The sequence below is a fragment of the Amycolatopsis sp. TRM77291 genome, assembly GCF_054166285.1.
The window spans coordinates 2,678,533-2,698,559 of record NZ_JBSZHF010000001.1; the positions used below are offsets into that span (position 1 = coordinate 2,678,533).

The window sequence follows — 20,027 nt, forward strand, 5'->3', positions numbered from 1 at the left end:
CTACCAGTGCGCCGGGTGGGCGAGCGACTCCGGCAGCTTCGTCGTCGCGTCGCCCTTCGCCGCGTCCAGTTGCGACTGGATGAGGAAGAGCGCGTCGCGGAAGTCCGTGCCGCGGACGTCGGCGTCCCGGAGGTCCGCCCCGGTGACGTCGGCCTGCCGGAGATCGGCTGCCCGCAGGTCCGCCCCGATCAGCAAGGCACCGCGCAGCAGCGCGCCGCGCAGGTTCGCCCCCTTGAGCTTCGCGCCGATGAGGTCCGCGCCGCGCCGGTCCTTCTTCTTGCCCGGCACCTCGGCGCGGGCGAGTTCGCTGGCACGCACCAGCAGCCCGTTCACCGCGGCCCGATGCGTGGGGACGTCCAGCTTCCTCAGCACACCGGGCGTGTCCAGCGTCATCCGCTCGGTCCGGTCGATCATCTCGGCGAGATCGTCGCGGATCGGGGCGGAGGTCGGCAGTGACACGGCCTCGGTGAGGTAGTAGAGCAGTTCCTGCAGATCCCGCATGACCGGGAAGACCGCGAACATCGACTTCGCCGTCTTCGGCGTCTTCCGCCAGTCCTCGCCGTCGAAGGTGACCTGGGAGACCTTCTGGCCCGCGCCGAAGCAGTCATAGACCGTGCAGCCGGTGAAGCCCTTCTTGCGGAGCTTGTCGTGGATGCCGCACCGGGAATCCTCGCGCAGGTTCGGGCACGCCTGACCGGCCGGTTTAGTGATCGCGAAATCGGCCGACGCCGCGAAGGCCGGGACGACACAGCACAGGCCGAAGCAGTTCTCGCAGTCGGCTCGCAGGCTGGAAAGGGCTGGCACGGTGGTTCGGGCTCCAGATGATCGGCGAGGTGTTCCAGCCACAGGGTACGGAGAGCACTTTCCGTGCAGGGCACCCGCCGCCAATGGCCGCCAGACGAAGGTCGGGTGCTGCCCCGTTCAGTCGATATCGGACGTCCCGGCCGCTCAATAGCCTCGATTTTCGTGGGATCCGGCAGGTGCCGTCCCATGCGGTCGTGCCGGACCGCTTTCCGCCGCTGTGGTCCTGACCGGCCGGTCCCCTGCGAACGACAGGACGAACACATGCGAGAGACGAGACAAGCGCGTTGGCTGTCGCGTGCCGGAATGGTGAGCGCGGTCGCGGTGGCGATCAGCGTGACCGCCGCTCCCGCCCAAGCCGCCGAAGGACGGATCCTCGCCGCCGGATCCGCCGAAGCGATCCCGAACAGCTACATCGTCACGCTGAAGGACACCGGCGTCGTGGGCGCGCTGGCGAACCGCTTCGGCGCGAAGATCGAGCAGGTCTACAGCAGCTCGCTCAAGGGCTTCTCCGCGACGCTGTCGGAGCGGCAGGCCAAGCGGCTCGCCGCCGACCCGTCGGTGGCGTCCGTCGAGCAGAACCAGGTGGTCCGCGCGGACGCGACCCAGACCAACCCGCCGTCCTGGGGACTCGACCGCGTCGACCAGCGCAACCTGCCGCTGGACAAGAAGTACAGCTACACCAGCACCGGCGCGGGCGTGAACGTCTACGTCATCGACACGGGCTTGCGGATCAGCCACCAGACCTTCGGCGGCCGCGCCCGCAACGGCTACGACTTCGTCGACAACGACGCCGTCGCCCAGGACGGCAACGGCCACGGCACCCACGTCGCCGGCACCATCGCCGGATCGCAGTACGGCATCGCCAAGGGCGCGACGGTCTACGGCGTCCGCGTGCTCAACAACTCCGGCAGCGGCACCACCGCCGGGGTCATCGCCGGTATCGACTGGGTCACCAAGAACCACGTCAAACCGGCCGCGGCCAACATGAGCCTCGGCGGCGGCGCATCCAGCACGCTCGACGACGCCGTCCGCCGGTCGATCGCCGCGGGCGTCACCTACGGCGTGGCCGCCGGGAATTCCAACTCGAACGCCTCGGGCTTCTCCCCCGCCCGCGTGACCCAGGCGATCACCGTCGGCTCGGCCACCGAGACCGACGCGCGCTCCAGCTTCTCCAACTACGGCAGCGTCGTGGACATCTTCGCCCCGGGCACGAACATCACCTCGGCGTGGAACACCAACGACACCGCGACGAGGACCATCAGCGGCACCTCGATGGCGACCCCGCACGTGGTCGGCGTCGCGGCCCGGTTCCTGCAGAACAACAAGAGCGCCACACCCGCGCAGGTGGCCACCGCGCTGATCAACGCGGCGACGCCCGGCAAGGTGACCAACCCTGGCTCCGGTTCCCCGAACCGGCTCCTGTACTGGGCGCCGACCGCCTGATCACCTCGTGACCTGACCGCCTGAAGTACGTGAAGGCCTCCTTCCCTACCCTCAAGGTAGGCAAGGAGGCCTTCACGGACTCGCAGCCAGCGCACGAACACCCGCGAGGTGTTGCGCTACAGCACTTTCCGGATGCTCGGCACCACGGCGGCGAGCCCGGCCGCGTTCGGGTGCAGCGGGGCGAAGCTGTTGTTCACCACCGAAGGGATCAGTCCCTCGATCCACTTGACGCCGATCGGCTGGCAGGCGTCGTGACCGATGCTCGGCGTGCGGATGTCGACGTACTTCGCGCCGTGCGTGGCGGACTGCTCGGCCATCCGCGCGTTGAGCCGGTCGATGTTGGCCTGGATGTAGTCGGCGTCCTGCGGCAGCACCGGGACGAGCGGCCAGCACCCACCCGGCTTGATCCCGGTCGGGTAGCCCACCATCACGATCTCCGCCTGCGGGGCGCGCCGGCGGATCTGCTCGATGACCGTGCCGTAGGTCGCGGCGAAGGCGTCGATCCTGGTGGCGTACTTGTCCACCCCGCCGGCGGTGTTGGCCGCCTTGCACGAGGCGCCCACCGGCAGCAGGTTCACGCACGACGTCGCGAGCCCGACCAGGCCGACGTCGTTACCGCCGATCCCGACGGTCACCAGTGTCGTGTCGGCCGAGAGCGCGTCGTACTGCGGCGGGTTGGTGCCGGAGACGATGCCCTTCTGCGGGTTGCTGAAGTGCGTAGTGGTGGCGGCACCGCAGGTGACGTCGCGCAGTTCGTCGACGTCGAGCTGCTTCGCGAGCAGTCCGGCGTAGTTGATCGCCGACCGGGCGCACGTGAGCAGATCGGACTGCGGCAGGACCACCGAGCCTGCCGAGAACGAGTCGCCCATCGCGACATACACCTGCCGTTCCGCCGTGGCGAGGGCCGGTGTCCCGAGTCCGACGAGGGTCAGTGCGGTGCCCGCCACCGCGGCGATCCGGGCGAGTCTTCCCCAGCGTGTCACTGCCGCCTCCTGCATGCGTCGTCGAATGCCGCGGTAAGCGTCCGCCGAGCCGGAGAGAACCACTAGAACGGAGGCGCGCGTTCTTGATCGGGGTTTTGTAGGTTCCCTCTATGACGAAGGCGTCGCCGCAGCCCTGGCGCAGGCTGGACGCGTCGGTGCTGACACGGCTGGAGCCGGACACCGACGCGATCGCGTCCGCCGCGATGGACCAGGTCCGCGCCGGCCTGCGGACCCCGCTGGACGGCCGGACGGCCGCGAACCTCCAGGCCACCCTCGACGTCGCCCTGCACGCCTTCTTCAGCGAGATCGGTCATCCCGGCATCACCACCGACCGGGAGGTCTACCGGGCGCAGGGGCGAGCCCAGCACACCGCCGGCCGCAGCCTTGAGGAGATGCTCGGCTTCTACCAATCGGCGGCGCTGGGTGTCTGGCGGCAGCTCACTTCGGCGGCGCCGGCGGTGGACCTGCCGACCAAGGCGATCGTCGAACTCGGTGAAGCGCTGTTCGCCTTCATCGCGGAACTCTCCGCGGCGGCCGCCGACGGATACGCCGAAGCACGGTCGCAAGCGGCGCGGGCCGGGCAGGCACGGCGAGACCGGCTCCTCGGTCTCCTGCTCGCCGAACCGGCCGCCGGCCGCGACCAGCTCGACGACGCGGCGAACCAGGCCGCGTGGGTACTGCCCGGCCGGCTCGTCATCGCCGTCACCAGCGCCGATGCCGCGCCGCAGCTGCTCGGCCGGATGCCGGGCCGGGTGCTGATCGGCCGTCACCACGACCTGACCGCGGTGGTCATGCCCGCCGACCGGCTCGAGTGGTACCTCGGCCGCTTGCGGGACCTGCTCGGGGACGACCAGGCCGGGGTCGGCCCGGTCGTGCCGCTTCGCTCGGCCGCGCTCAGCGCGCACCGGGCGAGCGCGTTGTGGCGGTTGACCCGCACCGGCGCGCTCGGCGACAGTCCGCTGGTCCACACCGTCGACCACCGCATCGATCTGCTGCTGACCGCCGATCCCGAACTCGCCACCGAGTTCGCGAAGGACGTCCTCGCGCCGTTGGCCGGTCTGCCGGAACCGGCGAGGCAACGGCTCACCACGACCCTCGCGGCGTGGCTCGCGCGGCCGGACCAGCCGCAGGCGATCGGTGTCGAACTGCACGTCCACGTCCAGACCGTCCGCTACCGGATCCGGCAGCTGCGGACGCTCTTCGGCGGCACGATCGACGATCCCGCCGGTCGGTTCGCGCTGGCGATCGCACTGAGAATCGATCCGCTGGTATCGAGGGAACCTACAAAACGGTCAGAGCGGGGCGTCCATCCGCTGCGTCCCGATGACGGACAGCAGGCGTAACGCGTCCTCCGACGGCGTTCCGGGGTCGGCGGTGTAGATCACGACCTGCTGGTCGCGGTCGGTGATGTCGAGGACGTCGCAGTTCACGCTGACCGGGCCGACCACCGGATGCCGGAAGGTCTTGCACGGGGCGGGCGAGGCGCACACGTCGTGCGCGGCCCACAGCCGGGCGAATTCCTCGCTGCCGTCGAGTAGTTCCCGGATCAGCCCGGCGACCTCGGGATCGTCGGGATAGCGGCCCGCGGCGGCCCGGAGATTGCGGACCGCGCTCGCGGAGAACTCGTCCACATCGGACGCCCCGTAAAGCCGCTTCCCGAGGAAGGCACGGCGCACCAGGTTGCGGTCCCGTGGTGGCAGGGCGGAGAAGTCCTCCATCAACGCGGCGGCGAGGTCGTTCCAGGCGAGTACGTCGTAGGTCGCCGAGAGCACGATCGCCGCCGCCTGCGGAAGCCGGTGCAGCAGCGCGAGAATGCTCGGCCGGACCTCTCGGGACGGGCCGGGTGGTGGTCCCGGCGGCGCACCGGCGAGGTGGTGCAGGTGATCGCGTTCCACATCGGACAACCGGAGGGCCCTGGTCAGCCCGGCGAGCACTTCACGAGAGGGCCGCGGGCCACGGGCCTGTTCCAGCCGGGTGTAGTACTCGGTCGAGATGAACGCCAGCTGCGCCACTTCCTCACGCCGCAGCCCGGGGGTGCGGCGGCGGTGCCCGGCCGGGAGGCCGACGTCCGCGGGAGTGATCCGCTCGCGCCTGGTGCGCAGGAAGTCCGCGAGTTGTCGTCTGTCCACCACTCCAGTGTGGACGATGCCGGGACGTCAGCCAGGTACCGCCGGTGCCTGGATACGCGCCTGCGGCGAAGGAACTCTCGATGCCATGACCACTACAACGACTGTTCCGGGCCTGCTCGACGGCAAGGTCGCCTTCATCACCGGTGCCGGCCGCGGTATCGGCGCCGCCGCCGCACGGCTGTTCGCCAGGGAAGGCGCCCGCGTCGTCCTCGCCGCCCGCACCGAGTCCCAGCTGAAGACCGTGGCCGAAGAGATCCGCGAGGACGGCGGCGTCGCGGACCACGTGGTGTGCGACCTCGGCGACGCGTCGAGCGTCCGCGCGGCCGTCTCCCGTGCCGTGGACCTGCACGGCAGGCTCGACGTCGCGTTCAACAACGGCGCGACGAACGTGCCGCCCGGCCCGATGGACCAGGTGACCGAGGCCGACTTCGACCACATCTACGCGGTGAACCTCAAGGGCCCGTGGCTGGCGATGGTCGCCGAGATCGAGGCGATCCGGGCCACGGCGAAGACCGGGGCCATCGTCAACAACACCAGCGTGGGCAGCCTGATGTCCAACCCGGAACTTCCCGCGTACGGGGCGATGAAACGGGGCGTCAACAGCCTCACCGCCTCGGCGGCCACCACCTACGGCCCGGAAGGCATCCGCATCAACGCCGTCGCGCCCGGCACGACGCTGACCGAGATGTTCAACGAGTGGGTCGAGAGCTCGCCGGGCATCCTCGAGCAGCTCAACGCGCGTACCCCGCTGGGCCGGGTGGCCGAACCCCGGGAAGTCGCGGAGGCGGCCGCATGGCTGCTGAGTGACCGCGCCTCCTACGTGACCGGCACGGTCCTGCGGGTGGACGGCGGCATGCTGGCCTGACCGGTGGCGGGGTGGGTGATGCGCGGGAACCGGCGTCCACCTGGCGGCGTCTGAACGCGCACGACCCACCCTGACCAGGGGTTGCCCGAGGAGAAGCCGATGCCGTTCCTGGATCCCGAACCGCTCTACGCCAAGCTGACCTCGGGCGACGCGGCAGGTATCGCCGAGGTCGGCGCCACCATCGCCGACACCAAGGCGTCGTTGCAGACCGTCGCGGACGGGATCTCCGACGGCGCGCTGCGGGCGGCACGGTCCTGGCGTGGCACGGCGGCCGCCGAGTTCGTCGGCAAGGCGAAAGCGTCCTCGCGGGCCGTCGCCGAGGTGTACGGCGAACTCCAGACCGCTGAGGCGGCCGTCAAGGGTGCCGCCAAGGCGTACTCCGCGCTACGGGAGTCGGCCGACGCCGCCATCGGGCCGTGGCGGAAGCTCGGCCTGAGCGACCTCCTCGAAGCGCCGGAAATCGCGATGAAGACCATCCGGGCGCTGACCGTGGCCCAGCAGACCTACGAAAGCAGGCTCACCGCGCTGGCGGCCACGACCGAGAGCGGCGAGGGCTGGGACGGCGAGGGCTGGGACGGCGAGGGCAACGCCGACATCAGCGGCGTCGATCCCGGGGAGCCGTGGACCTCCCAGGGCTTGGCCTACGACGGCGAGAACCTGCTCGTGGGCTCGTACCACGACGGCGACGGGGACGGCTCCGGCGACAGCCCGATCGGACCAGGGCTGACTCCGAGCAGGCTCACCTACGTCGACTACGAGACCGGAGTGGAGACGGGGAACGTCTACCTGAACGGCAACGGTGACGTCGGCGCGCCCACCCACACCGGTGGTGTCGCGACGGACGGCGAGCACGTGTGGGTGTCGTCCAACGGATACGTGTACGTCTACGACAAGGCTGAACTCGACGCCGCTCAGGACAGCGGCAAACCGGTCGACGCCGTCGACGTGGTCCCGACGCCCGCCCACAGCTACGTCACCTACGCCCAGGGCAAGCTCTTCGTAGGCGACTACGGGAACAACCGCCTCTACGAAGTCCCGCTCGGCCCGGACAACGCATTTGACCGGTCGCACGAGCGCCGAGAATCTGTCCGTTTCGCCCGTTAGCGCGATACGCGTAACCGGTTTCGCGCCACTAACGCGCGAAATCAAATTAAGAATGATACCCCGTGATAATGCCCCTTATGACTGAGTGCCCGGAAGAGAGCGCGAAATACGCCGTCCGGAGACCGCAGAAGGCCGGGGCGAAGACACCAGACGGCCCGGATTAGGCGCCCAGCGGCGATCTGAGAGCGTTTTGCCTGGTCAGGACCTTGGTAGAACGACGACCTTGCCCCGAATGTCACCCGCTTCGCTTCTGCGGTGCAGGGAGGCGAGCTCGGTGAGCCGGTGCCGTTCGGCGACCTCGACGGTGATCGCGCCGCTGTCGACCAAGGCCACCAGTTCGGCGAGCTGGGCGGAGTCGTTACGGGCGACGACACGCTCGGCGATCGGCGTCTCGAACTCGTTGGTGACCGAGACGATGCGGCCACCGGGCCGGACGAGCGCGGCCAACGCCGCGCTCCGCGGCTCGTCGAGACCGACAAGGTTCAGGACGACATCGACCTGACCCTCGAGCGAGGTGGTGGTGTAGTCGACGATCAGGTCCGCGCCGTACCGCAGGACCGCTTGCCTGCTGCGCGGACTGGCGGTGGCGACCACGTGTGCGCCGGCGCGTTTCGCGAGTTGGACGACGAAGCCGCCGATGCCGCCACCCGCGCCGTTGACCAGAAGCCGTTCGCCCGGGACGAGGCGTGCGCGCTCGACCGCCTGCCACGCTGTCAACCCGGCGAGCGGCAGGGCGGCCGCGTCGGCGAGAGGAATGGTGGTGGGCGCGGTGACCAGTGTCGCGGCGTCGGCCACCGCGAACTCCGCGGCTGCGCCGTCGATCCAGCCGGTGACCTGGTCCCCGACCACGTGCGTGCGCACACCTTCACCGAGTTCGACGATCGTGCCGGCGACATCCCAGCCCAGGGTGAGCGGCAGGGTCACGGGCACCAGGTCGCGGAGTGCGCCGGAGCGCAGGGCCACCTCGGTGGGGTTGAAGGAGGTGGCGGCGACCTGGATCAGTACCTCGCCCGCCGCGGGGACGGGCCGTGCGATCTCCTGGATGCGGATGACGGTCGCGTCTCCGTGCTGATGAATCCGTGCGGCTTTCATGTTCTCGACCGTAGGGACGCCGGGCGAGACGAACCATGTGCCAAACCCGCCTATTTCCTTCGCGATCGTCTTCGGCCGCGTAGGGTCGCCTCCGTGGACGTGCTGAGCGACGTGCTGTCGGTGGTGCGCGCCGGCCGTCCGAGGTCGGCTCTCGTGTCGTGGCAAGGTTCCTGGGCGCAGGAGTTCTCACCGGTGCCCGGCGCCGTCGGCTTTCGTGTGGTGGTGCGGGGCGGTTGCGTTCTCGTCCCGGCCGGTGCCGAGCCGGTGCGGCTCGTCGCGGGTGACGTCGTGCTCCTGCCGCACGGACGAGGGCACGTGCTGGCCGACAGCCCGGCCACGCCGCCGACCGGGCGGGCCTGCGATCCGCCCGCCGAGGACCGCCCGCTCGCGCTCGCTGACCCGCCGGAATCCGCGACTGTCACCCTGTGCGGCGCGTACGAACTCGCCCCCGAGGGTCGGCACCCGCTGCTGCGGGACCTGCCCGAGGTGATCCACCTCGACACCCGCGCCGACGGCCTCTCCGGGCTCAGGACCATCGTGGATCTGCTCGGCGCCGAAGCGGCGCGGCCGCGGCTCGGCACGGACGCCGCCATTCCCGCACTTCTGGACATGCTGCTGCTCTACGCCCTGCGCGCCTGGTTCGACGACGGCCGGACCGGCTCCGGCACCGGTTGGGCGAGGGCGTTGCGGGATCCGGCCGTCGCGGCCGCGCTGCACGCCATCCACCGGAAACCGGCGCATCCCTGGACGGTCGCGTCGCTCGCCGCGCTCGCGGGGCTGTCCCGGGCCCCGTTCGCCAGAAGGTTCACCGGACTGGTCGGCCTGCCACCGATGCGCTACCTGACCTGGTGGCGGATGACCACGGCGGCCCGGCTGCTGCGCGAGTCCGACGCGCCGCTCAGCTCCATCGCCGATGCCGTCGGCTATCAGTCGGAGTTCGCGCTCGCCGTGGCGTTCAAGCGCCAGTACGAGGCCCCGCCCGGCAGGTACCGGCGGTCGGCGGCCGTTTCCTCTAGGGCTGGACTGGCTTAAACGGCTTCGAGGACGAAGAACAGGAAGCTCAAGAAGGCGGTCTTGCCCGCGAGTTCGTCGGGGAAGCGCTCATGCGCGCCCGGCGCCGGCGGGGGCTCGCTGACGACCGCGGTCCGGAAGCCCGCCGCGGTGAACGCGTCGGTCATCGCGTGCAGCGGCCGGTGCCAGTAGGTCAGCACGGCTTTCCGGCCGTCGAAGGTGTACTCGTCGGACCACTTGGCGGTCTGGAAGTAGTCGGCGCCGGGATGGACCAGTTTGAAGATGAGCGGGTGGTTGACGGCCATGATCAGCCTGCCGCCGGGTTTCAGGACGCGCCGGATCTCGGCCAGCGGCGCGGTCCAGTCTTCGAGGTAGTGCAGGACGAGGCACGCGATGACGTCATCGAACGCGCCGTCGGGAAAGGGCAGCGGGGCGCCGATGTCGGCGACCTGAAGGGCCGCGTCGTCCCCGAGCCGCCGACGGGCCAGCTCCAGCATCTTGGCGCTGGAGTCGAAGCCGGTCATGATCGCGCCCCGCTCGCGCAGTGCCTCGAACAGCGGGCCGGCGCCGCAGCCGGCGTCGAGGATCCGCCTGCCGGTCACGTCTCCCGCGAGGTCCAGGATCGCGGGTCGCGTGTAGTAGGCGTTGAGCAGGCTGTTCTCGGTCTCGGCCGCGTATGCCTCGGCGAAGGCGTCGTAATCGTTCTCCATCACGGGGCCGATCCGGAACTCTTGCGGTGACTGGCGTTGAATCGAGCCTTCTTCTGGCGGTTTCCGCATGTGTTCATGTCACACCATCGGCGGGTGCGGCTTTGGCTGGCGTCGAAGAAGGCTGCCCGGCAGGTCGGCGACGCGCACAAGGCGAATCGTCCGTCACGTTCACCCGCGATGAGGCTGATCGCGTCGGCGGCGATCACGCTGAGGGCGTCTTCCACGCGGGAAACCCGCCATCGCCGCTCCCCCGTGGGCGTCAGGACGGCCACCGGCCGTCCCCGGGCGCTGTGCTCGTTGATGACCCGGACGGCAGGCGCCGGGAGGGCTTCCTGGAGCGCGGTCGCTGTCGCGGCGGCGTGGATCGCTTCCCTCAGTTCCCTGGCGAGGTCCAGCTCGGCGGTGGTGCAGGTCTCCACGTCGAGGCCGCTCACGGCCAGCCAGTCGACGAGCCGTTGCGGCGTGGGTATGCGCTCCACGGCGTCGCCATGACGCTCCGTCAGCGTGGCCGTGAAGCTGGTCGCCAGCACGCTACCGAGGCGGAAGTCGGGAAACCCAGGGGGCATGGAACCACCTTAGCCGGTACGGTTAGAACCGTCTTAGCCGGTTCCGCGATGGCAGGAGGTCTCATGACCAACGAGGTGCGAGCATTCGAAACCCGCGCGACGGAGGCCGAACTCGAGGAGTTGCGTGCGCGATTGGCCGCGGCGCGGCTACCGGAAGCCGAGACGGTGCCCCGCTGGGGACAGGGCGTCCCGCTCGCCGACCTCGTCGAGGTCGTGGACCACTGGCGCACGGGGTACGACTGGCGGTCGTTCGAAGAGCGCCTCGACCGGATCGGCCAGTTCCGCACGGTCGTCGACGGTCTGGGGATCCACTTCCTGCACCGCCGGTCCGCGCGCGCGGCCGCCCCACCCCTGATCGTGACGCACGGTTGGCCGGGCAGTGTCGCCGAGTTCGTCGACATGATCGAAGAGCTCGCGGATCCGAAGGACGCGCACGCGCCGGCGTTCCACGTCGTGNCCCCCGCGGGGCCGCGCGCGCGCACGCCACTCCCCTGATCGTGACGCACGGTTGGCCGGGCAGTGTCGCCGAGTTCGTCGACATGATCGAAGAGCTCGCGGATCCGAAGGACGCGCACGCGCCGGCGTTCCACGTCGTGGCGCCGTCGTTGCCGGGATTCGGGTACAGCGACAGGCCGGCCACCACGGGGTGGGGCACCGAAAAGATCGCGGCCGCGTGGGTGGAGCTGATGGGAAGGCTCGGCTACGAAAGGTTCCTGGCCCACGGCGGCGACTGGGGAGGCAATATCACCACGGTTCTCGGCGGCAGGTTCCCGGCGCACGTACTCGGCATCCACACGACGTTCGCGCAGGGCCCGCCGGGGTCGTCCCTGGACGGGCTGACCGCGGTCGAGCGCGAGTGGGCCGAGCAGACCCGCGATTTCTGGGGCCGTCGCGCGGCATACGCGAAACAGCAGGCGACGCGGCCCCAGACCATCGGCTACTCACTCGTCGATTCACCGGTCGGGCTGCTCGCCTGGATCCTCGACAAGTTCGCCGAGTGGTCGGACACCGAGGACAGTCCTTTCGAGACGATCTCCCGGGACCGCGTCCTCGACGACGTGACCCTCTATTGGCTGACCCGGACCGGCGCGTCGGCGGCCCGCATCTACTACGAAAGCCACGACTCGCTGGACCCCGGACTCCGGGTCGACGTCCCGTCGGCGATCACCATGTATCCCCGCGACATCGAGAAATGCCCGCGCCCTTGGGCGCAGGAGCGGTACCGGCGGATCGTCCGGTGGAACTCTCCCGGATCCGGCGGCCATTTCCCGTCGCTGGAGGTTCCCGGATATTTCGTCGACGACCTGCGGGAAGGCCTCGCGGCGGTACTGGCCGCAGGGGACCGATGAAGTTCAGGGAACGAAGCGTTCGCCGTCGAAGCTCATCTCGAGCGGTGGCCGTCTCGTGGCGGGCTGCCAGCCGGCGCGAAAGGCGTCGTGAATGGCGCGACGGACCTGCGTCCGCGTGGGCAGGAACGCGTGGTGATAGGGGTCGAGAACGAGTATCTGCCCCTCGGCGCCGTCTTCCTTGACGCGGATCGCGCGCGTCGTCGTTTCCCAGTCGGCATCGAGGTGCCAGAGGAACGACTGGCCGTTCCGCAGCGAGACTCGACGGGTGTCCTTCTCAGGCCAGGTCATCCCAGCGTGCTGCCGAGGAGGGCGAGCAGTCGTTCCCAGTGGCGCCGAGATCCGGCTTCATCGAAGGCCTCGGTGTCGGACATGGTGAAGCCGTGGACGGTGCCGGCGTAGATCTCGCAGCTGTAGCCGACGCCGGCCGCGTCGAACGCCTGGCTGATCTCGGTGATCGCTTCGGGTGTCATGTCGTTCTCGGCGAGCCCGAGGTGGACTTTCGCGGTGAGGCCGGGGATCTGCCGGTGCGGGCTGTCGGGTTCGCCGGTGACCAGGGCGCCGGGGTGGAAACCGGCGACGGCGGCGACGCGATCAGGGTGGGCGGTCGCGGTGCGCATCGCGAGGACGGCGCCCAGGCAGTAGCCGATCGTGGCGACCGGCCCGCCGCTGACCTCGCGCTGGGAGGTGAGGAAGTCGAGGTACGCGGCGGCGTCGCTCAGGGCGCGTTCGGTGGTGTGCGCTTCGATGAGCGGCATGATCTGCTCGAAGAGCGCTGGACGGTTCTCGGTGGTGATGTGCTCGGGCAGATCGAACACGGGTGCCGGGCGGTGCCGGTGGAAGACGTTCGGGACGAGCACGTAGTAGCCGTGTCCGGCCAGTTCTCGGGCCATGTCCCACAGGGCGGGGCGTGGCCCGAACGCGTCCGGGTACATGAGGACACCCGGACGCGTTCCGCCGCCGTCGGGGAAGGCGGCGAAGGCGTCGGACGCGCCGTCCGGGGTGGGGATGCTCAGCGTGGTGGCGGGAATGGCGGTGCTCCTCGTCTCGTCGGTGTGCTCCCGAACGTAGACGATCAAGCTCAGCTCAGCCGCAGCCGATCGGCCAGTCCGGCCGCGGTGAACGCGGCGACCAGGTCGTCGCGGCCTTCGGTGAAGTGGTCCCAGCTGTCGATGTGCACGGGGACGACCGTGCGGGCGCCGAGGATCCGCGTCGCCTCCGCGGCCAGCGCGCTGTCGAGGACGAGCAGGGCACCGTCGAAGACCGGCTTAAGCCGCGGAGCCCCGGCGAAGAGCACGGCGGTGTCGACCGGGCCGAACCGGTCGGCGACCTGCCGGACGGCGTCGAGCGACGCGTTGTCGCCGCTGACGTAGACCGTCGGCAGGCCCTGGCCGGTGAGTACGAAGCCGACGACGTCGCCGGTGATCTTCTCCGAGCCTTCCGGACCGTGGAGCGCGGGCGCGCCGGTCACGGTCACGGTTCCCCCGCCGGGCCGGTCGAGCTCGATCGTTTCCCAGGTCGCCAGTCCTTTCGCGGTGCCGCCGAGCCTGCCCGCTCCGCTGGGCGTGGTGAGCGTCAGGGGCACGTCCGCCAGCAGCTTCCGGCCGGAGTGGTCGAGGTTGTCGGGATGCTCGTCGTGGGAGAGCAGGACGGCGTCGATGCGCCCGAGGTCCGCGGGGCTGATCGAGGCGGGCGCGGTCTTGGTGAGGCCGGGTCTCCCGTCGGGCCGCCCGTAGTGGCCGGGTTCGTCGAAGGTCGGGTCGGTCAGGAATCGCAGGCCGCCGTAGTCGATCACCGCGGTGGGCCCGCCGGAGACCTGGACCGAGAGCTGGTCGCCGAGCTGATGCATCATTTCTCCTCACGGATGATGTTTTCATCTTCCGTGAGAACACTAGCCAGTTCTCACGGAAGAGTGCAACTACTTCCGTGAGGACTTACCATGGGCACGTGGACGACACCGCTGCCCTTCCCCCTGCTCCGGGTGCCGAGCAGTACGTCGCGCTGGCGCTCGCGAACACCACGATCGCGCTGCCCGGCGGCCAGTTCACCGATTTGCTCGGCACTCCGGCTGCCGCGACGAAGTGGCTCGCCGACCAGGGGCTCGCTCCGGTCGACGCCGGTCTGCAGGAGATGTGCGCAGGCTTGGTCCGGTCGTTGCGTGAGCAGGTGCGGGTGCTGCTCGCGTCGAGGTCGTGCTCGGATCCGGCTCCGCAAAGCGCTCTCAACGCCGTCAACGAAGCGCTGAGCAAGGCGCCCACCGCGGAGCTTCTGCGCTGGGATCCGGCGCGCGGGCTGTACCGCACCGCGTCGCATCCGATCACTCAGATCGTCGAGCACGCGTTGGCGACGCTCGCCGCCAACGCCGCGGATCTGCTGACCGGGCCGGACGCGGAGCGGATCGCCGCCTGCGGTTCGCCGCCGTGCACGCGGTTCTTCCTGCGCAATGGGCGGCGCCAGTGGTGTTCGGTGCGTTGCGGCGACCGGGCTCGTGCCGCCCGCGCCTATGCCAGGCGCGCGCAGCCGGCGGGTCAGCGGTAGGACGCGAACTGGTCCAGCAAGGGCTTCGGGGAGTCTTCGGCGAAGCAGACGGCGAGACTTTCGGCGGATTCGGCCGCCGATGCCTCGCTGCGTGGGAACAGCGCCGCCTCGTACGTGCTGAGGGCGGCTTCGACGTCGCCGGGGTTCGCGGCGAGCGCGAGGCCGAGTTCGGCGCCGTCGAGCATCGCGAGGTTGGCGCCCTCTCCGGCGAACGGTGACATCAGGTGGGCGGCGTCCCCGAGCAGGGCGACGCCGGGGACCCGGTCCCAGCGGTGACCGATCGGCAGCGCGTGGATCGGCCGCGGGGTCAGCTCGCCGTCGGCGTCGGTGATCAGCTTCCGCAGTCCCGCGTCCCACCCGTCGAAGTGGTCCAGGACGGCCGTTTTGGCGGCGGCGGTGTCGGTGAAGTCGAGGGTGGAGATCCAGTTTTCGGCGGTCTTCAGCGCGACGTAGACGTGGAGGCTGCCGGTCGTGTCGTGATGCGCCAGGAACCCTTTGCCCGCACCGAGTGCGAAGAACATGCCGCCGCCGACGAGTGCCGCGCTCGCCGGATGGCGGTGCTCGGCGTCGTTCAGATGCACTTCGACGAAGGAGACGCCCTCGTAGGCCGGTTCAGCGGCGGACACCAGTGGCCGGACCTTGGACCACGCGCCGTCGGCACCGATCAGCAGGTCCGTGGTGAACGCCGTCCCGTCGGCCAGGACGACTTCGTGCCTGCCGCCGCCGAGCGCGCGTGCGCCGGTGACCTTGGCGCCCCAGCGCACGGTGTCTTCGGGCAGGGATCCGAGCAGCAGGTCACGCAGATCGCCTCGGGCCACTTCCGGCCGTCCGCCGTCGCCTTCGTCGGACTCCTCGTGGTGCACCACCGCGTGCCGGTCGAGGATGCGCAGGGCCTCGCCGCCGGGATGCACGATCGCCCGGAATTCGTCGTGGAGTCCGGCGGCCCGCAGCGCCGCCTGCCCGGATTCCACGTGGATGTCGAGCATTCCGCCCTGCGTACGCGCGGACGGCGAGGCGTCCAGATCGAATACCGCCGCCTCGACGCCGTTCACGTGCAGGACCCGGGCCAGGGTGAGTCCGCCGAGTCCGGCGCCGATGATCGCGATGGGGTGATGTGTGGTCATGCGGGGTTCCTTTCGGCGGGGAGGCCGGTGTGGGTGATTCCGGTGATCAGCACCTGCAGTCCCCAGGACATCCGCTGCGCGGGAGCTCCGGTGAGCAGGTCGGCCGCGTGGGCGGCGATCTGGGGGTGGGTCGTCTCGTCCGCGTCCCGCACGGCGCGGGCCAGCGCGTCCCATTCCTCCGGTGACTTCTCGTCGGCATGCTCGGCCGCGGTCGCCGTCGCGTGCTGCAGGAGGATGTCGATCCCCCAGGCGCGCCGTTCGGGCGCCACGTCACCCTCGGCGAGGAGGGCGAGCAGGTTTTCGCACAGCGCGAGGTAGTTCTCGCCGCTCGGGCGGGCCACCAGCGCGGACAGGGCCAGGCCGGGGTATTCGAGCAGCGTCGCGGTGTAGGCCGTGAGCAGCCGTTCGAGCCGGTCACGCCAGTCGCCGTCGGACGGCGGAGGGCTGATCGTGCCGAGGAGTTCGTCCAGAATCGCCGCGTGCAGCTCGGCGGTGTTGCGGACGTAGACGTAGAGCGAGGCCGCGCCGGTGTCGAGTTCCTGCGCCAGACGGCGCATGGTGACCTTCCGGAGGCCTTCCTCGCGCAGGATCGCGACCGCGGCGGCGACGATTCCGTCGCGGGTCAACGCGGGTTTGGCCGGCCGTTCCCGGCGGCTCTTCTCGGGTGCCATACGACCATCGTACCGAACATGTTCGTTACGAACATGTTCGTGATGCCGGAAACGACAGTGGCAGGGAGATCGACTCTCCCTGCCACTTCCAACGTATAGCGCACCCGGGGGCTTGCGGCAAGACCCCGGTGATGCCGCAGAATCCTCCGCCGTACCGGCTCCAGCTCGACAAACGGGGGAACTCTTGATCGACGTGATCATCGCCGGCGGCGGACCGACCGGCATGATGCTCGGCGCCGAACTGCGGCTGCACGGGGTCCGTGTGGTCGTCTTGGAGAAGGATCGGGAGCCGACCAAGGTCGTCCGCTCCATGGGCTTGCACGCGCGCAGTATCGAGGTGATGGACCAGCGTGGCCTGTTGGAGCGCTTCCTCGAGAACGGGACGAAGTACCCGCTCGGCGGCTCGTTCGCGGGCATCGTCAAACCACCGCCGTCGCTGGACGGCGCGCACGCCTACATCCTCGGCATCCCGCAGACCGTCACCGACCGGCTGCTGGCCGAGCACGCCGCCGAGGTGGGCGTCGAGATCCGGCGTGGCCACGAACTGGCCGGCCTGAGCCAGGACGACGACGGCGTGGACGTCGAACTGGCCGACGGCACGAGGTTGCGCTCGCGGTATCTCGTCGGCTGCGACGGCGGCCGCAGCACGGTGCGCAAGCTCCTCGGGATCGGCTTTCCCGGGGAGCCCGCCACCGCCGAGACCCTGCTGGGCGAAATGGAAGTGACCGAGGACTGGGAAACGGTGCTCGCGGTGATGACCGAGGTCCGCAAGACCCAGCTGCGGTTCGGTCTCTCCCCCATCGGCGACGGGGTGTACCGGGTCGGCGTGCCCGCCGAGGGCCTGGCCGAGGACCCGCGGGTCCCGCCGACCTTCGACGAGATCAAACGACAGCTCAAGGCCGTCGCGGGCAGCGATTTCGGTGTGCACTCACCACGCTGGCTTTCCCGCTTCGGCGACGCCACCCGCCTGGCCGAGCACTACCGGGTCGGACGCGCCTTCCTGGCGGGCGACGCGGCGCACATCCATCCGCCGGTCGGCGGGCAGGGGCTCAACCTCGGCGTCCAGGACGCCTTCAACCTCGGCTGGAAACTGGCGGCCGCGGTCAACGGCTGGGCACCGGAGGACCTGCTGGACACCTACCACACCGAACGGCATCCGGTGGCCGCCGCGGTGCTGGACAACACCCGCGCGCAGATGCAGCTCATGTCGCTCGATCCGGGCTCACAGGCGGTCCGTCGGCTGCTGGCGGAACTGATGGAGTTCGAGAACGTGAGCCGGTTCCTGACCGAAAAGATCACCGCGACCGCGATCCGCTACGACTTCGGCGAAGGACACGAGCTCCTCGGCCGCCGGATGCCGGACCTGGAACTCGGGCAGGGACATCTCTACGGGCTGACCCGCGGCGGCCGCGGTCTTCTGCTCGACCGAACCGGCGCGCTGTCGGTGCGGGGCTGGCCGGGTCGGGTCGACCATGTCGTCGACGACAGCAAGGAACTGGACGTGCCGGCCGTGCTGCTGCGGCCGGACGGTCACGTCGCGTGGGTGGGCGAAGACCAGCAAGAGCTCGTCGGTGCCGTGCGCCGGTGGTTCGGAGAGGGCGAAGTCCTCTAACGGGCCGGGAACGGCGGTCATTGCCGGCCGGACCGCGTGAGCCCGCAGGGCCCGTGACCGGTGTGGTCACGGGCCCTGCGGACCCCGGTACGGCAGCGTCTGGTTGTAAACGATGTTGGTGTTCGTGCTCCCGAAGAGCGCGAGCTCGTTGACGATCTCCTCCAGCCGTCCCGTCGACGGGGCCGCGATCTTCAGCGAATAGCAGTCGTCACCGGTCGTTCGGAGACATTCGAGGATCTCGGTCCGCTCGGCCAGGAGCTTGTGCAACGGCGCGTGTTTGCTGCCCGGGTACTTCAGCCGCACCACCGCGAGCACCACGTACCCGGCCTTCTCCAGATCGACCTGGGCGCGATAACCGGTGATCACCCCGGCCGACTCCAGCCGCTTGACCCGTTCCGTGGTCGCCGACGCGCTCAAGCTGACCCGCTTCCCCAGCTCGGTGAGGGGCAGGCGCCCGTCCTTCTGGAGCTCGACCAGGATCGCCCAGTCCGTCGCGTCGAGAGTCTCGGCCATCCGGCGAGAATACCGGCAGATCCACGGCGGAACCGGGCATATGCCGGGAATGATCCCTTCCCGGTATTCGGCCCCCGCCGATAGCCTTGACCTGTGCGAATAGGTGTCAATGTCCCGAATTTCGGACCGGGGACCGACCCCGGGATCCTCCGCGGCTGGGCCACGACGGTCGAAGGCCTCGGCTACGACCTGCTCATGGTGTCCGACCACGTCGTCGTCACCCCCGATGTCGCCGAGCAGTACCCGGCCCCGTTCTACGAACCGTTCACGACGCTGTCGTGGCTCGCCGGCGTGACGAACCGGATCCGGCTGGGCACCACCGTGCTCATCGTCCCGTACCGGCATCCGCTGCTCATCGCCCGCATGGCGGCGAACCTGAACCAGCTCAGCGGTGGGCGGCTCGTGCTCGGCGTCGCCTCCGGCTGGGCCCGGCAGGAGTTCGAAGCACTCGACGTCCCGTTCGAGCAACGGGGACGGCTGACCGACGGCCACCTCGACGCCGTCCGGAAGGCGTGGGCCGACGACGCCGACTACCGCGCCGGCGACATCCCGATCTGGGTCGGCGGCAACAGTGACGCCGGGATCCGCCGCGCCGTCCGGGTCGGGGACGCCTGGCATCCGCTGCGGGCCACCCTCCCCTGGCTCACCGAAGCGCTCACCAGGGTCAAGACCATCGCCGACGCCCAGGACCGGCCGGTCCCCGCGTTCGCGCCGCGGATCCTGCTCAACCTCACCGAACGCCCGGTCACCGGGCCCGATCGTGCGGCTGGGGAAGGCACGATCGAGCAGATCGTCGAGGACCTCGAGCGCCTTCGGCACCTCGGCGCCGAGACGGTCGTGCTCGACCCGTTCTCCGGCGATCCCGACGAGACCCTCCGCCCGGAAGCCGCCTGGCAGGCATTGGCGACCGTGGCCGCACACTGGGAACTTGGCCACTACCGAACCGAACAGGACCGACGATGACCGAAGAAGACGAGAAGTTCCTCCGCCGCGCCATCGAACTGGCCGCGAAGTCCCGTAAGGACGGTGACCCGCCCTTCGGTTCGCTGCTCGTCGGCTCCGACGGCACGGTGCTGGCCGAAGACCACAACACCACGGTGTCGCAATCGGACATCAGCCTGCATCCGGAGCTGAAGCTCGCCGTATGGGCCGCCCGCGAACTCGAACCCGCCGTCGCCGCGGCGACCACCATGTACACCAGCTGCCAGCCGTGCGGAATGTGCCAGGGCGCCATCGAACGCTCCGGCCTCGGCCGCGTCGTGTTCGCCCTCTCCGGCGAACAGGTCACCGCCCTGAAGCCGCCCGCCGCCGCACCGCCCGTCCGGCTGGAGGGACCGGCGCTGTACGACGAGGCCCGGGTCCCGGTGGAGGGCTACTACACCTCGTGAGTGGCGGTTCGGGTTCTAGCCGAGGGTGTCCTAGGTACCAACTGGCTTCCGGCCGTCGTTGACTTCCTGGCCCGGTCTGTCGGGGCCTGGGGGCTGGAGCCGGTGTGGGGGGGGGGGGGGGGGGGGGG

Annotated in this window: 22 protein-coding genes and 1 pseudogene; 11 read left to right on the plus strand and 12 right to left on the minus strand. The window is 70.0% G+C overall.

The annotated features are described in order from the left end of the window. Nucleotides 1-804, minus strand: coding sequence for a pentapeptide repeat-containing protein (locus ACXIZN_RS12615; RefSeq protein ID WP_457954512.1), 804 nt, complete (start codon nt 802-804; stop codon nt 1-3). Between the two features lie 261 nt (nt 805-1,065). Between ACXIZN_RS12615 and ACXIZN_RS12620 the strand changes: the two genes are divergently transcribed. After that, a complete protein-coding gene (locus ACXIZN_RS12620) occupies nt 1,066-2,247 on the plus strand; it encodes a S8 family peptidase (RefSeq protein ID WP_457954514.1) in 1,182 nt (393 codons plus the stop codon). 116 nt (nt 2,248-2,363) lie between these two features. Here the strand turns inward: ACXIZN_RS12620 and ACXIZN_RS12625 are convergent, their stop codons facing one another. After that, the gene (locus tag ACXIZN_RS12625; RefSeq protein WP_457954516.1) at nt 2,364-3,230 is read right to left on the minus strand and encodes an SGNH/GDSL hydrolase family protein; all 867 of its coding nucleotides are present in this window, start codon (nt 3,228-3,230) and stop codon (nt 2,364-2,366) included. A 110-nt stretch (nt 3,231-3,340) separates the two neighbouring features. Between ACXIZN_RS12625 and ACXIZN_RS12630 the strand changes: the two genes are divergently transcribed. Next, nucleotides 3,341-4,573: a PucR family transcriptional regulator gene (locus tag ACXIZN_RS12630; RefSeq protein WP_457954518.1), complete on the plus strand. Its 1,233-nt coding sequence runs from the start codon at nt 3,341-3,343 to the stop codon at nt 4,571-4,573. Here ACXIZN_RS12630 and ACXIZN_RS12635 read toward each other — a convergent pair. Then, nucleotides 4,523-5,359 (minus strand): helix-turn-helix transcriptional regulator, encoded by an 837-nt coding sequence (locus ACXIZN_RS12635; protein WP_457954520.1) that lies wholly within the window; start codon nt 5,357-5,359, stop codon nt 4,523-4,525. The two genes, ACXIZN_RS12630 and ACXIZN_RS12635, sit on opposite strands and share 51 nt — an antisense overlap. 85 nt (nt 5,360-5,444) lie before the next feature. On the opposite strand from ACXIZN_RS12635, the gene ACXIZN_RS12640 reads away from it, so the two are divergent. Then, complete coding sequence (locus ACXIZN_RS12640; protein ID WP_457954521.1) at nt 5,445-6,224, plus strand: SDR family NAD(P)-dependent oxidoreductase; 780 nt, start codon at nt 5,445-5,447, stop codon at nt 6,222-6,224. Between the two features lie 99 nt (nt 6,225-6,323). Beyond that, nucleotides 6,324-7,328 (plus strand): hypothetical protein, encoded by a 1,005-nt coding sequence (locus ACXIZN_RS12645; protein ID WP_457954523.1) that lies wholly within the window; start codon nt 6,324-6,326, stop codon nt 7,326-7,328. A gap of 198 nt (nt 7,329-7,526) precedes the next feature. Here the strand turns inward: ACXIZN_RS12645 and ACXIZN_RS12650 are convergent, their stop codons facing one another. Next, the gene (locus ACXIZN_RS12650) at nt 7,527-8,420 is read right to left on the minus strand and encodes an NADP-dependent oxidoreductase (protein WP_457954524.1); all 894 of its coding nucleotides are present in this window, start codon (nt 8,418-8,420) and stop codon (nt 7,527-7,529) included. Between the two features lie 93 nt (nt 8,421-8,513). Between ACXIZN_RS12650 and ACXIZN_RS12655 the strand changes: the two genes are divergently transcribed. Beyond that, on the plus strand, nt 8,514-9,452 hold the full coding sequence (locus ACXIZN_RS12655) for an AraC family transcriptional regulator (RefSeq protein WP_457954525.1): 939 nt from the start codon (nt 8,514-8,516) through the stop codon (nt 9,450-9,452). Here the strand turns inward: ACXIZN_RS12655 and ACXIZN_RS12660 are convergent. Both ACXIZN_RS12660 and ACXIZN_RS12665 read right to left on the minus strand, forming a co-directional pair. Continuing rightward, nucleotides 9,449-10,141 carry a class I SAM-dependent methyltransferase gene (locus ACXIZN_RS12660; protein ID WP_457960501.1) on the minus strand — a complete coding sequence of 231 codons (693 nt, stop codon included), beginning with the start codon at nt 10,139-10,141 and terminating at the stop codon, nt 9,449-9,451. The genes ACXIZN_RS12655 and ACXIZN_RS12660 overlap by 4 nt on opposite strands. Continuing rightward, the gene (locus ACXIZN_RS12665) at nt 10,141-10,707 is read right to left on the minus strand and encodes a CGNR zinc finger domain-containing protein (protein WP_457954526.1); all 567 of its coding nucleotides are present in this window, start codon (nt 10,705-10,707) and stop codon (nt 10,141-10,143) included. The genes ACXIZN_RS12660 and ACXIZN_RS12665 overlap by 1 nt, the downstream gene beginning before the upstream one ends. Nucleotides 10,708-10,770: 63 nt before the next feature. On the opposite strand from ACXIZN_RS12665, the gene ACXIZN_RS12670 reads away from it, so the two are divergent. Together ACXIZN_RS12670 and ACXIZN_RS12675 are read left to right on the plus strand one after the other, a co-directional pair. After that, on the plus strand, nt 10,771-11,202 hold the full coding sequence (locus ACXIZN_RS12670; protein ID WP_457954528.1) for an epoxide hydrolase N-terminal domain-containing protein: 432 nt from the start codon (nt 10,771-10,773) through the stop codon (nt 11,200-11,202). After that, nucleotides 11,175-12,056, plus strand: a pseudogene (locus tag ACXIZN_RS12675) (alpha/beta hydrolase); the annotation flags it as partial. The gene ACXIZN_RS12670 and the pseudogene ACXIZN_RS12675, both read left to right, overlap by 28 nt. Nucleotides 12,057-12,059: 3 nt before the next feature. Here ACXIZN_RS12675 and ACXIZN_RS12680 read toward each other — a convergent pair. Genes ACXIZN_RS12680 through ACXIZN_RS12690 form a run of 3 tightly spaced genes read right to left on the minus strand, consistent with a single transcriptional unit; the run spans nt 12,060 to nt 13,902 of the window. Beyond that, on the minus strand, nt 12,060-12,344 hold the full coding sequence (locus tag ACXIZN_RS12680; RefSeq protein WP_457954530.1) for a hypothetical protein: 285 nt from the start codon (nt 12,342-12,344) through the stop codon (nt 12,060-12,062). Beyond that, nucleotides 12,341-13,132 carry a dienelactone hydrolase family protein gene (locus tag ACXIZN_RS12685; protein ID WP_457954531.1) on the minus strand — a complete coding sequence of 264 codons (792 nt, stop codon included), beginning with the start codon at nt 13,130-13,132 and terminating at the stop codon, nt 12,341-12,343. The genes ACXIZN_RS12680 and ACXIZN_RS12685 overlap by 4 nt, the downstream gene beginning before the upstream one ends. 2 nt (nt 13,133-13,134) lie before the next feature. Next, nucleotides 13,135-13,902 carry an MBL fold metallo-hydrolase gene (locus ACXIZN_RS12690; RefSeq protein WP_457960502.1) on the minus strand — a complete coding sequence of 256 codons (768 nt, stop codon included), beginning with the start codon at nt 13,900-13,902 and terminating at the stop codon, nt 13,135-13,137. A 98-nt stretch (nt 13,903-14,000) separates the two neighbouring features. On the opposite strand from ACXIZN_RS12690, the gene ACXIZN_RS12695 reads away from it, so the two are divergent. Then, the gene (locus tag ACXIZN_RS12695; protein WP_457954533.1) at nt 14,001-14,591 is read left to right on the plus strand and encodes a CGNR zinc finger domain-containing protein; all 591 of its coding nucleotides are present in this window, start codon (nt 14,001-14,003) and stop codon (nt 14,589-14,591) included. Here the strand turns inward: ACXIZN_RS12695 and ACXIZN_RS12700 are convergent. Both ACXIZN_RS12700 and ACXIZN_RS12705 read right to left on the minus strand, forming a co-directional pair. Beyond that, the gene (locus ACXIZN_RS12700) at nt 14,582-15,715 is read right to left on the minus strand and encodes an FAD-dependent oxidoreductase (RefSeq protein ID WP_457954534.1); all 1,134 of its coding nucleotides are present in this window, start codon (nt 15,713-15,715) and stop codon (nt 14,582-14,584) included. The two genes, ACXIZN_RS12695 and ACXIZN_RS12700, sit on opposite strands and share 10 nt — an antisense overlap. Beyond that, nucleotides 15,712-16,386 (minus strand): TetR/AcrR family transcriptional regulator, encoded by a 675-nt coding sequence (locus ACXIZN_RS12705; RefSeq protein WP_457954536.1) that lies wholly within the window; start codon nt 16,384-16,386, stop codon nt 15,712-15,714. Before ACXIZN_RS12705 ends, ACXIZN_RS12700 begins: the two co-directional genes overlap by 4 nt. 184 nt (nt 16,387-16,570) lie before the next feature. Here ACXIZN_RS12705 and rox point away from each other — a divergent pair, with 184 nt between their 5' ends. Beyond that, the gene (gene rox, locus ACXIZN_RS12710; RefSeq protein ID WP_457954538.1) at nt 16,571-17,998 is read left to right on the plus strand and encodes a rifampin monooxygenase; all 1,428 of its coding nucleotides are present in this window, start codon (nt 16,571-16,573) and stop codon (nt 17,996-17,998) included. 66 nt (nt 17,999-18,064) lie between these two features. On the opposite strand, the gene ACXIZN_RS12715 is transcribed toward rox, so the two are convergent. Beyond that, entirely contained in the window at nt 18,065-18,511 is a 447-nt protein-coding gene (locus tag ACXIZN_RS12715; protein ID WP_457954539.1) for an Lrp/AsnC family transcriptional regulator, read from the minus strand. Nucleotides 18,512-18,604: 93 nt separating this feature from the next. Between ACXIZN_RS12715 and ACXIZN_RS12720 the strand changes: the two genes are divergently transcribed. Both ACXIZN_RS12720 and ACXIZN_RS12725 read left to right on the plus strand, forming a co-directional pair. Next, complete coding sequence (locus ACXIZN_RS12720) at nt 18,605-19,474, plus strand: LLM class flavin-dependent oxidoreductase (RefSeq protein ID WP_457954540.1); 870 nt, start codon at nt 18,605-18,607, stop codon at nt 19,472-19,474. Beyond that, complete coding sequence (locus ACXIZN_RS12725) at nt 19,471-19,899, plus strand: nucleoside deaminase (RefSeq protein WP_126732953.1); 429 nt, start codon at nt 19,471-19,473, stop codon at nt 19,897-19,899. Before ACXIZN_RS12720 ends, ACXIZN_RS12725 begins: the two co-directional genes overlap by 4 nt. Nucleotides 19,900-20,027 lie beyond the last annotated feature (128 nt).